Origin of the sequence: Paenarthrobacter nitroguajacolicus (assembly GCF_007786235.1) — a bacterium.
Lineage (GTDB): Bacteria > Actinomycetota > Actinomycetes > Actinomycetales > Micrococcaceae > Arthrobacter > Arthrobacter nitroguajacolicus_A.
This window is the reverse complement of sequence record NZ_VNFK01000017.1, coordinates 99,013-109,562: the sequence shown is the minus strand read 5'-3', so window position 1 is coordinate 109,562 and position 10,550 is coordinate 99,013. Positions and strand designations below refer to the sequence as shown.

Annotated in this window: 10 protein-coding genes and 1 riboswitch; of the genes, 2 read left to right on the top strand and 8 right to left on the bottom strand. The window is 63.6% G+C overall.

Features of this window, described 5'->3' with window-relative positions; all coding sequences use genetic code 11:
- The 5 genes from FQP90_RS18720 to FQP90_RS18700 form a co-directional block, all read right to left on the bottom strand.
- The coding region (locus FQP90_RS18720) for a serine dehydratase beta chain (RefSeq protein WP_280115993.1) at window positions 1–383 on the bottom strand (383 nt) is incomplete at its 3' end.
- Window positions 384–639: 256 nt separating this feature from the next.
- Window positions 640–1,026 (bottom strand): glycine cleavage system protein GcvH, encoded by a 387-nt coding sequence (gcvH, locus tag FQP90_RS18715; RefSeq protein ID WP_144652568.1) that lies wholly within the window; start codon window positions 1,024–1,026, stop codon window positions 640–642.
- Window positions 1,027–1,125: 99 nt separating this feature from the next.
- Window positions 1,126–2,259, bottom strand: coding sequence for a glycine cleavage system aminomethyltransferase GcvT (gcvT, locus tag FQP90_RS18710; protein ID WP_144652567.1), 1,134 nt, complete (start codon window positions 2,257–2,259; stop codon window positions 1,126–1,128).
- Between the two features lie 9 nt (window positions 2,260–2,268).
- On the bottom strand, window positions 2,269–5,115 hold the full coding sequence (gene gcvP, locus FQP90_RS18705; RefSeq protein ID WP_144652566.1) for an aminomethyl-transferring glycine dehydrogenase: 2,847 nt from the start codon (window positions 5,113–5,115) through the stop codon (window positions 2,269–2,271).
- 162 nt (window positions 5,116–5,277) lie between these two features.
- Window positions 5,278–5,375, bottom strand: a riboswitch (glycine riboswitch).
- 92 nt (window positions 5,376–5,467) lie between these two features.
- On the bottom strand, window positions 5,468–6,007 hold the full coding sequence (locus tag FQP90_RS18700) for a TetR/AcrR family transcriptional regulator (protein ID WP_144652565.1): 540 nt from the start codon (window positions 6,005–6,007) through the stop codon (window positions 5,468–5,470).
- Between the two features lie 74 nt (window positions 6,008–6,081).
- Here FQP90_RS18700 and FQP90_RS18695 point away from each other — a divergent pair, with 74 nt between their 5' ends.
- Window positions 6,082–7,632, top strand: coding sequence for an MFS transporter (locus FQP90_RS18695; RefSeq protein ID WP_144652564.1), 1,551 nt, complete (start codon window positions 6,082–6,084; stop codon window positions 7,630–7,632).
- Between the two features lie 70 nt (window positions 7,633–7,702).
- Here the strand turns inward: FQP90_RS18695 and FQP90_RS18690 are convergent, their stop codons facing one another.
- Entirely contained in the window at window positions 7,703–8,518 is an 816-nt protein-coding gene (locus FQP90_RS18690; RefSeq protein WP_144652563.1) for a sigma-70 family RNA polymerase sigma factor, read from the bottom strand.
- 283 nt (window positions 8,519–8,801) lie between these two features.
- Here FQP90_RS18690 and FQP90_RS18685 point away from each other — a divergent pair, with 283 nt between their 5' ends.
- On the top strand, window positions 8,802–9,299 hold the full coding sequence (locus FQP90_RS18685) for a hypothetical protein (protein WP_144652562.1): 498 nt from the start codon (window positions 8,802–8,804) through the stop codon (window positions 9,297–9,299).
- A 162-nt stretch (window positions 9,300–9,461) separates the two neighbouring features.
- On the opposite strand, the gene FQP90_RS18680 is transcribed toward FQP90_RS18685, so the two are convergent.
- A complete protein-coding gene (locus tag FQP90_RS18680; protein WP_144652561.1) occupies window positions 9,462–9,935 on the bottom strand; it encodes a hypothetical protein in 474 nt (157 codons plus the stop codon).
- Between the two features lie 371 nt (window positions 9,936–10,306).
- Window positions 10,307–10,546, bottom strand: coding sequence for a carbon storage regulator CsrA (gene csrA / locus FQP90_RS18675; RefSeq protein WP_144652560.1), 240 nt, complete (start codon window positions 10,544–10,546; stop codon window positions 10,307–10,309).
- Window positions 10,547–10,550: the final 4 nt, after the last annotated feature.

Genomic DNA, 10,550 nt, shown 5'->3' with positions numbered 1-10,550 from the left:
GTATGCCGCGGCAACACCGTCAACGGATGCAACACCATATCCTCCACCGCATACGGCAACTCCACACCCCCACCCGAAGCACCAGCAAGGTTCAACACACCGCTCTCCGCAATCCCAGCCAGCCGCTCCTCCACCTCATCAGGCAGAATCAGCTCGGGGTGGTAACCCTCCAAGCCCAACAGCGTGGCCGTCATGGTCCCGTGACCACGCCCCGTCGCAGCCAACGACCCATACAAATCAACCCGCAACGACGCCACCGAGCCCAGAACACCAGCGTCCTTCAACTCACCAGCAAACACAGCAGCAGCCCGCATCGGCCCCACAGTATGCGAACTCGACGGACCAATACCCACAGAGAACAGATCGAAAACACCAACAGCCATGGTCGGGATCCCTTAATACAGCTTGAAACGGTCCGGCAGATGGTCCTGCCGGATGGCCTCCCCCGCTTGTGGCGGAAGACGACCGAAGCACGACGCCGGATGGCCCCCAAAGGCGGCAACCCGGCGTCGCAATACTATTCAGTTCTACAATCCCACGCTACGCCCTGCTGCCTCCGGTTCGGGGTCTTGCTGCAGAACATGCCGTGGGAACGGCACGGTCCGCAGTGAACCCCCGAATCGGACTCGGGCGCTGGAATTAGGAGAGGTCTCCGCCATTCTTGGAGGCGTACTCCTCCGCCGAGAGCAGCGGGCCCTCGGACTCAGCGGCAACCTTGAACAGCCAGCCGGCACCGTAGGGATCGTTGTTGATCAGGGCCGGGTCCGAAACAACGGCGTCGTTGATCTCCGTGACCTCACCAGTGACGGGCGAGTACAGGTCCGAGACGGACTTGGTGGACTCAACTTCGCCACAGGTCGCGCCTGCGGTCACAGTCGAACCGACCTCGGGCAGGTCAACGTACACGATGTCACCCAGTGCGTCGGTGGCAACCTCGGAGATACCAACGGACACGAGGTTTCCCTCGCCGCGGGAGACCCACTCGTGCTCGTCGGAGTACTGAAGTTCGGGCGCTACTTTGGGCATTCTGTTTCCTTTTCGTGTGGTGAATGAAAAACCATGGAGTTTTTGTACAGCTGATGCCCTCAAAGAGGCTTCATAAGGGCGTTATGTGTACAAAAACTCTTATTTGGTGCGCTTGTAGAACGGCAGTGCGACGACTTCGAACGGCTCGCTCTTACCGCGCAGGTCAATGTCCAGGGCGGTGCCAAGCTCAGTGTGCTCGACGTCAACATACGCCAACGCTACCGGGTAGCCGAGCGTGGGGCTGGGCTGGCCGGAGGTGACTTCGCCAACCACTGCGCCGTCCTTGAGGACCGGGTAGTGACCACGTCCGGCCCTGCGGCCCAGGCCTTTGAGGCCGACGAGCTTGCGACCACTGGTGGAGCCTGCGCCGTCTGCCTTCAGGGCAGCGAGTGCGTCTTTGCCGACGAAGTCGCTTTCTTTGGACAGTGCCACCGCGGGTCCGAGCCCTGCGGCGAAGGGGTTTCCTTCGCGGGAGAGTTCGTTGCCGTAAAGAGGCATGCCGGCTTCGAGGCGCAAGGAGTCGCGGGAGGCGAGGCCGGCGGGGGTAAGCTCGCCTTCTTCTGCAGTCTCCGCGATGGCCTGCCACAGGGCAGCTGCGGAGTCGTTGGCCACGAAGATCTCGAAGCCGTCTTCGCCGGTGTAACCGGTGCGCGCCAACAGCAGTTCCTGGGTGCCGCCGTCGAACGTGAACCCGACCTCGACTGCCGCGTAGTACTTCAGCTCGGTGACCAAGGCGTGCTGCTCGGCGGGCATGAGGCGCAAGAGGATGGCTTCCGCGCGCGGACCCTGGACAGCGATCAGCGAGGTCTCGGCAGAGGCGTCCTTAACCAGGACATCAAAACCGGCCGCCCGCTCGGCAAGGGCGTCAGCCACAACTTTCGCGTTGCCGGCGTTCGGCACCACCAGGAACTTTTCCGGACCGCGCCGGTAGGTGATGAGGTCGTCGATGATGCCGCCGTCTTCCTGGCAGATCAGCGAGTACTTGGCTTTGCCCTCGGCCATGGCGGAGATCTTGCCCACCAGGGCGTAGTCGAGGAACGCGGCGGCCTCGGGACCGGTGACCCAAACTTCGCCCATGTGGGAGAGGTCGAACAAGCCTGCGGACTTGCGGACTGCATGGTGCTCGGCCAGCTCGGAGGAGTACTTGAGCGGCATCTGCCAGCCACCGAAGTCGGTGAAGGACGCGCCGAGCTTCTTGTGCTCTTCGTAGAGAGCGGTGTAGTTCTCAGTCATGGCCAGTCCTTAGTTTTCGAAGTCTTCGATCGGCGGGCACGAGCAGACCAGGTTGCGGTCTCCTGCTGCGCCGTCGATGCGGCCGACGGGCGGGAAGTACTTGTCCTGCTTGAGGTGGTGGACCGGGAAGGCGGCCTGCTCGCGCGGGTAAGCGCGGTCCCAATCAGAAGTTACGACGGCGGCAGCCGTGTGGGGTGCCTTGCGCAGCGGCGAGTTCTCCACGGCGAAGTCGCCGTTGGCCACCTGGTCGATCTCCTTGCGGATGGTGATCATGGCTTCGATGAAGCGATCAATCTCCACGAGGTCTTCGGACTCGGTGGGTTCCACCATCAGCGTGCCGGCTACCGGGAAGGCCAGGGTGGGAGCGTGGAAGCCGAAGTCGATGAGGCGCTTGGCCACGTCTTCGGCGGTGACGCCGGTCTTTGCGGTCAGTTCACGGAGGTCCAGGATGCACTCGTGGGCTACGAGGCCGCCTTCACCTGTGTAGAGCACCGGGAAGTGGTCGTTGAGGCGGGAAGCGATGTAGTTGGCGGCCAGCAGCGCGGACTTGGTGGCTTCGGTGAGGCCCTGGCCGCCCATGAGCTTTACGTAGGCCCAGGAGATCGGGAGGACACCGGCGGAACCGAATCGTGATGCCGAGATCGGGACGTCGTTGCCTTCGGTCCAGGATGCTGCGTCACCGGGCATGAACGGCGCAAGGTGCGCCTTAGCTGCGACCGGGCCAACGCCGGGTCCGCCGCCACCGTGCGGGATGCAGAAGGTCTTGTGCAGGTTCAGGTGCGATACGTCGCCGCCGAACTTGCCCGGCTGGGCCAGGCCCACGAGCGCGTTGAGGTTGGCGCCGTCGATGTAGACCTGGCCGCCGGCCTCGTGGATGGCATCGCAGACTTCGCGGACGTCGGCGTCGTAGACACCGTGCGTGGACGGGTAGGTGATCATGATGGCCGAAAGGGCGTCGCGGTGGGCTTCGATCTTGTTCTTGAGGTCAACATGGTCGATGGTGCCATCGGGAGCGGTGGCCACCACCACGACCTTCATCCCGGCCAGCACAGCCGAGGCTGCGTTGGTGCCGTGCGCGGAAGCGGGGATGAGGCAGACGTTGCGCTGGTCGTCGCCGTTGGAGAGGTGGTAGCCGCGGATGGCCAGCAGGCCCGCGAGCTCGCCCTGGGAACCGGCGTTGGGCTGGATGGAGACTTGGTCGTAGCCCGTGATTTCGGTCAGCTGGGCTTCGAGGTCGCTGATGAGCTCACGCCAGCCCTCGGTCTGGGAATCCGGAGCGAACGGATGGATGGAGGCGAACTCCGGCCAGGAAATGGCTTCCATCTCGGCAGTGGCGTTGAGCTTCATGGTGCAGGAACCGAGCGGGATCATGGTGCGGTCCAGCGCGAGGTCGCGGTCAGAGAGCTTGCGGATGTAGCGCAGGAGCTGGGTTTCGGAACGGTGGGTGTTGAACACCGGGTGCTGCATGAAATCGCTGGTGCGCTCAACGGAACCTTCGAGCGCAAAGCCCTCAGCGGCTTCGGTGACCGAAGCGCCAAACACGCCCGCGACGTCGGCCACAACCGCCGCCGTCGTCGTCTCATCAACGGAGATGCCAACAGTGTCAGCATCGATGCCACGCAGGTTGATGCCCTTGGCCTCGGCGGCGGCGACGATCTCTGCTGCCTTGCCCGGGACGCGGACGGTGATGGTGTCGAAGAACGAACCGTGGAGGACCTCGACGCCGGCAGCCTTCAGGGACGCTGCGAGCGTGCGGGCGTGGCTGTGGGCGGTCTCGGCGATCGCTTTCAGGCCTTCGGGGCCGTGGTAGACGGCGTACATCGAAGCGACGATGGCCAGCAGCGCCTGCGCGGTGCAGATGTTGGACGTGGCCTTCTCGCGGCGGATGTGCTGTTCGCGGGTCTGCAGTGCCAGACGGTAGGCGGGGACACCGGCGTCGTCCTTGGAAACGCCCACCAAGCGGCCCGGCATGGAACGCTCGAGACCCTTCTGGACGGCCATGTAGGCCGCGTGCGGGCCGCCGAAGAACAGCGGAACACCCAGGCGCTGGGCGGAACCCACAGCGATGTCGGCGCCCTGCTCACCCGGAGGGGTGATGAGCGTCAGGGAAAGGAGGTCGGCGGCAACGGTGACCAGTGCGCCACGTTCCTTGGCCTCGGCAATGACGGCGGAGTGGTCGAAGACGCGGCCGGAAACACCGGGCTGCTGGAGGACGACGCCGTTGATGGCACCTTCCGGAAGGCCGGCTGAAAGATCGGCAACCTCAACCTCGAAGCCGAGAGCCTCGGCGCGCCCCTTCACGATGGCGATGGTCTGCGGCAGGCAGTCTGCGTCGAGCACAGTCTTGCCGTCCTGCACGGCCTTGTTCTTGTTGGCGCGGCGCATCATGAGGACGGCTTCGGCCACGGCGGTTGCTTCGTCCAGCAGGGAGGCGTTGGCGATCGGCAGGCCAACGAGGTCCTGCACCATGGTCTGGAAGTTCAGGAGTGCTTCAAGGCGGCCCTGCGAGATTTCGGGCTGGTACGGGGTGTAAGCGGTGTACCAGGCCGGGGATTCAAGGATGTTGCGGCGGATGACCGGCGGGGTGATGGTGTCGTAGTAGCCCTGGCCGATCATCTGGACGGCCGTCTTGTTCTTGGAGGCGAGCTTGCGCAGCTCGGCAAGGACCTCAACTTCGCTCAGCGCGTTCTGCAAGGTGAGGGCGACGTCCTGGCGGATGTCGTTCGGAACGGCGGTGTCGACCAGCGAATCGACGGTGTCGTAGCCGACGGACTTGAGCATGGTCTCAATGTCGGCCTGGCGGCGGGCGCCGATATGCCGATCGACGAAGGTGGTGGAGGCAGAACTAACCGTCACGAAGGAACTCCAATACTTGGGCGGCGTTGGGTACGCCACAGTGGCTCGGGTTCCTCCCCGCTCTGTATTGGACCTGAGAGTTTCCGCGCGTTGTTTGAACAAACACGCTTGCACCGTCGGTGAGCACAACGTCCGGGGACGTCTGCTGCTTTCCAGAGTTGCCTCGCCGCGGCGGTGCGTGGGCCTGAGAGATTCCTGGGGAGGGTTTGCTCCTACGGCGCCTGCATCACGTGCTTGCAGGACTCTCCCGCCGCAGATCAAAGGCATGTTCAGTTGTACGCGGCCCCGATCAGGGCAGGCCACAAGGGTTAATTGTCCTACGCGGCGGGCGCCGCCGCAAATGGATGTCCCGCTACTTCCGCAGGCGGTCCAAGACTCCCAGCAGGATCTCGACGTCGGCCTCCCGCCCGGCGTTGCCGTCTCCCTGACCGCCCTCAAACATTGCGTTGAAATACAGGCCGTCGCCCATGTAACTGACGGCCTTCGCGACTTCCGGGCCAACGTCCTCCGCCAGGACGTCCAGCCACTGTTGCTGGATGCCGGCGAACCTGCGCCTGGTCTCTTCATGGGCTACCTCGGCCAGGCGGGTGGCGGCTACGAAAGCGCGGTCCATGGGAGTACCGGCCCATAGCGAGGAGCGGATGAAGTATGCGGCTGAACCGTCCGGCGCAGCCTTCATCTGTTCGATGTCTTCCTTCGCCAACAGATCCAGGCGCTCCAACAGGGCGCTGATCAGGGCTTCCTTGTTGGGGAAGTGGTAGAGCAGCCCGCCCTTGGACACCCCTGCCCGCTTGGCGACGGCGTCAAGCGTGGCGGCGCGCTCCCCTACCTCGATAAGGAGGGCTTCGTAGGCATCCAGGACGGCGTCCCGGGCAACTGGTTTTCGTGGCATGTGTACATCATTCCCTAAAGGCTTACTGGGGGACCTATTTGAAACTATACCGTCTGGACGGTACAGTAAGAACCATGTTCTCGCCGTCCTCAACCCAAGCACCCCGTTCCGCTCAGCCCACCACGGGTCCGGCAGCACCGTGGCGTGACTGGACGGCCCTTGCACTCCTGATGTTCCCGGTGCTGCTGGTGGCCGTCGACAACACCGCGCTCACGTTCGCCCTGCCGGAAATTGCCCGCTCCCTGGACGTAGGTGGCGTGCAGCTTCTGTGGATCGTCGACGCTTATCCGCTGGTGCTGGCCGCACTCCTCGTCTCCATGGGCAACCTCGGCGACAGGGTAGGACGACGGCGGCTGCTCCTGATCGGCAGCACCGGCTTCGCGGCGGTTTCGGCTGCTACGGCGTTCGCGCCTTCCGCTGAATGGCTCATAGCCGGCCGCGCCGCCCTTGGCGTCTTCGGCGCAATGCTGATGCCGTCCACGTTGTCCCTGATCCGGAACATCTTCACCGATCCCAACCGGCGCCGGCTCGCGATCGCAGTCTGGGCTGCCGGCTTCTCCGGTGGCGCTGCCTTGGGCCCGATCTTCGGCGGTTGGCTGGTGGAACACTTCTGGTGGGGCGCCGTCTTCCTGGTGGCAACCTTCCTCCTGCTGCCGCTCCTCGCCTTTGGCCGGGTACTGATTCCGGAGTCCAAGGACGCCAACCCGGGCCGCGTGGATGTGCCGAGCATTGCCCTGTCGGTGTTCACCATGGCGCCGTTCGTCTACGGCATCAAGGAATTCGCCGTCCACGGATTCGGGGCATCCGCCGCAGCCTTCATGCTCTTCGGATTGGTGATGGGTGTCCTCTTCGTCCGTCGGCAGCAGAGGATCGACAACCCCATGCTGGACGTCAGCCTGTTCAAGAACAAGGTCTTCAGCACGGCAATCGTAGCCAACGTGCTGTCCCTGTTCTCCATGACGGGCTTCATCTACTTCTTCGCACAGCACCTGCAACTGGTGGAGGGGCAGTCCCCCATGGAGGCAGGTATCGCCATGATTCCGGCACTCTTGGCAACAGTGATCGCAGGTCTGCTGGTGGTGCCGTTGGTCAAGCGCGTGCGGCCAGGATTCGTCGTGGCCGGCGGACTGACGCTGAGCGCCGTGGGGTACCTGATTGCCGTCGTGGGCGACCACGGCAGCGGCCCGGTCTTCCTGCTGTCAGCCCTGACGGTACTGGCCGTGGGTGTGGGTGCAGCGGAGACCATCTCCAACGACCTCATCCTTGCATCCGTTCCGGCAGCCAAGTCCGGCGCGGCATCGGCCATCTCCGAGACCGGCTACGAGCTGGGTTCACTGCTGGGAACGGCCGTGCTGGGCTCCATCCTCACCGCGTCCTACCAGCACAACCTCATCATTCCGGACGGCGTCTCCACCGAAGCCGCAGGGAAGTCCGGGGAAACACTGGCAGGCGCTGTTGATGCAGCCTCCGCGCTCCCGGCTCCTTTGTCGGAAGCACTCACCGCCGCCGCCCGGGTCGCTTTCGAATCCGGCGTCCACATCACTGCGGCGATTGGGCTGGTCCTGATGGCTGGAGCGGCAGTGCTTGCCGCCGTCGTACTCCGGCGTGTGCCGAAGGCGCAGTAGTACTGGTGCCAAAAACCGAAAGGCCGGGTCGCTCAGCGGCCCGGCCTTCCTTTGCCTGGACGGCGCTGTTCTAGACGGCGCTGTTGAGCGAAGTGCCCAGGCCCAGGCCGCGGGTGATCCCTCCGGTGGTCGCCGTGGCCAGCGCGGAAAGATAATCATTCCGACGCCGCGCGGTGATCCTCGATTCAGGTTCGAAGACCTGATCCGGCGTGTCGGCGTAGTGGGCGGCCAGGCCGTCGCGCATGAGTCGGATTCCCTCGGCCCGCTGCTGCGACACTGCGGCATGGGTGGAACCCAGCTCCTCGGCGAGCTCCTTAACGGACCGCCCAGCCAGGTAGATCTCCTGGATCACGAAGCGCATCTTTTCAGGCAAGGCCTCGACGGCGGCCCGAAGGTACTTGATGCGCTCGTCGGCCAGGACGGAGTGTTCCGGCGATTCAGCAGTCGACGCCACAGTGTCCACCACAACCTCGTCGAGCGAGGTCAGGGTCCGTGCAGCATCGGCCATGGCTGCCTCGACGTAACTGCGCTCGACGCCCAGGGCCGAGGCCATCTCGGCAACGCTCGGTCCCCGTCCCAGCACACCCGTTAAGGTCTCCTGGATAGCCAAAGTTTCCTTGATTCGTTTGCGCGCTGAGCGGGTGGCCCAATCCCCGGCCCGCATTTCGTCCGCGAACGCCCCTACGATCCGCCGGCGGGCAAACGCGCCGAACGGAACACCCAGGTCCGGGTCGAAGGAATCAGCTGACGTAATGAGCGCCACGGAGCCAACAGAAGCAAAATCGTCGCGCGACAAATGCGAGGCGCGCGCGCAGAGGTCAGAGACCAAGTAACCAACGAGCGGAAGGTGCTGCAACACCAGCTCGTTGCGCTGTTCGCGATTCAAAAGTGAGTCCCCCCATGAGACCGGATTATTGAGTTGCAAGGACCTGGGATGCGTAGTTCCGAAAGGACGCTTAGAGACCAATCGCAGCGACGTTATGGGACTTCATTCAGGTATGTGTTCAGTGAACATACCACCTGAAATCGACTCTGCGTGTACGCTCAACTGAAGTAAACATAAACCCTGCCAAATCGTGATTTTGGCGGGCCATAAAACGAATTGGGGAACCGTGGGGGCGGACGAGCTATCGGCAACGCTGTGGCGCGAGCGAAGGCAACTTGATTTCTTGCTTTTCCTGCTCGAAACGCAGCTCCTGCATCTCCGGGCAGGCAACTGGCACCGGCTGAACTTCACTGCGGCCGAGCTCGAAAAAGTCCTCGAAAATCTCCGGTTTGAGTCCTTGGCACGCGGAGTCGAAGCCTCGGCCCTTGCCTCCGAATGGAAAGCTCCGGACCGCTTGACGCTTCCAGCCCTCATTTCGATCGCACCGCCCGGCATGTGGCCCGAACTTCTCGAGGATCACCGACGCGGAATGACTGCATTGCTGGGGGAGATTGACCACGCCGTTGCGGCCAATGTCTCGCTGCTGCAGGGGCCTTTGGGCTCCGGTACGGTCTCCCAGAGTCCGCAGCTCGACGCTGGTCCTGACCTGGCTGGCTCCGATGGTTTTGGTGGTTCTGACGATCTGGCGCTCCTGGCTCGAGATGCGAATGTCCACCGCGCGATCGCTGCGGTACAGGGTGCCACCCTGCCGACGCTCCGGGACTTCCTGGGGCTGGGCTAGCTTCCGGTCCATCCCCCTCTCACATCCCGCCCCCTTCTGCCGGACGCTCTCTCACATCCCGCCCCTTCTGGCGGACGCTCTCTCACATCCCACTGCCTTCTGGCGGACGCTCTCTCACATCCCACTGCCTTCTGGCGGACGCTCTCTCACATCCCACTGCCTTCAGCCGGCACCGGCTCGGAATAGAACGTAGGCTGCAAGGACCAACACGGCGGCTCCAACGATGAGGTCAGTCCAGGTGGCCAGCGCTTCCTTGGCGTTCTTATTCTTCTTGGGTACGTGCATGATGCCCGCGATGAGAAGGAAGGCGCCGCCGGCAAGCCCCGAGGGAAGCGCCCAACCCGGTACCAGTGCGAGAAGACCCGCGAGCCCCATACCCACGTTGGCCATACCTAGTTCCCGGGTCAGTTGCTTTTCCTGGACCGTCGGGATGGGGGCACCGAGGATCGCAGCGGTCGGGCCCTTGCCCGAGACCTGCGCTACGCCCGCAACAACCAGCCGTGTGCCGACACCCCAAAACACCCACCATTTGCCGAATACTAAGACAGGATCGCCGCCATTGATGGCGAGTTCGAAGCTGGCGGCGACGATGGGCAACGCGACCGTCTGTGCGATGACCAGAATGAAGTAGCCCATGGACTCCAGCCCCTTCGACTTCCGCCTGCAAGCCCCAGAATAGCGAGTACGTTAATGCCAGTCGACGGGACGTGAGCGAGCGTCCACCAAAAGGGGACGGGACGTGAGCGAGCGTCCACCAAAAGGCGACGGGACGTGAAAGAGCGACCACCAAAAGGCGACAGGACGTGAAAGAGCGACCACCAAAAGGCGACAGGACGTGAAAGAGCGACCACCAAAAGGCGACAGGACGTGAAAGAGCGACCACCAAAAGGCGACAGGACGTGAAAGAGCGACCACCAAAAGGCGACAGGACGTGAAAGAGCGACCACCAAAAGGCGACAGGACGTGAAAGAGCGTCCACCAAAGGGGGCGGGACGTGAGAGAGGGTGCTAGGCGGAGGGAGCAGGGGGACGGAGGGCGGCCAGGAGCTCTTCGGCGTCGGGGCCGGCCTGGGTTGCGGCAAGGTTGGCTGCGGCTATCGCTTCCACTACCTCGCTCCGTTGGATGGACACACCACGGGGCGCTTCGATTCCGATCCGAACACCGTCGCCACGCCCTTCCATGACGGTAATGACAATGTCATCGCCAATCATGATCTTTTCGCCCGGCTTACGCGTCAGTACCAACATGCTT

Bases quoted from the DNA above. Each gene is read 5' to 3' on its own strand.
- FQP90_RS18695 (WP_144652564.1), top strand. From the start codon at position 6,082: ATGTTCTCGCCGTCCTCAACCCAAGCACCCCGTTCCGCTCAGCCCACC.
- gcvH (WP_144652568.1), bottom strand. From the start codon at position 1,026: ATGCCCAAAGTAGCGCCCGAACTTCAGTACTCCGACGAGCACGAGTGG.
- FQP90_RS18680 (WP_144652561.1), bottom strand. From the start codon at position 9,935: ATGGGCTACTTCATTCTGGTCATCGCACAGACGGTCGCGTTGCCCATC.
- gcvT (WP_144652567.1), bottom strand. From the start codon at position 2,259: ATGACTGAGAACTACACCGCTCTCTACGAAGAGCACAAGAAGCTCGGC.
- csrA (WP_144652560.1), bottom strand. From the start codon at position 10,546: ATGTTGGTACTGACGCGTAAGCCGGGCGAAAAGATCATGATTGGCGAT.
- FQP90_RS18700 (WP_144652565.1), bottom strand. From the start codon at position 6,007: ATGCCACGAAAACCAGTTGCCCGGGACGCCGTCCTGGATGCCTACGAA.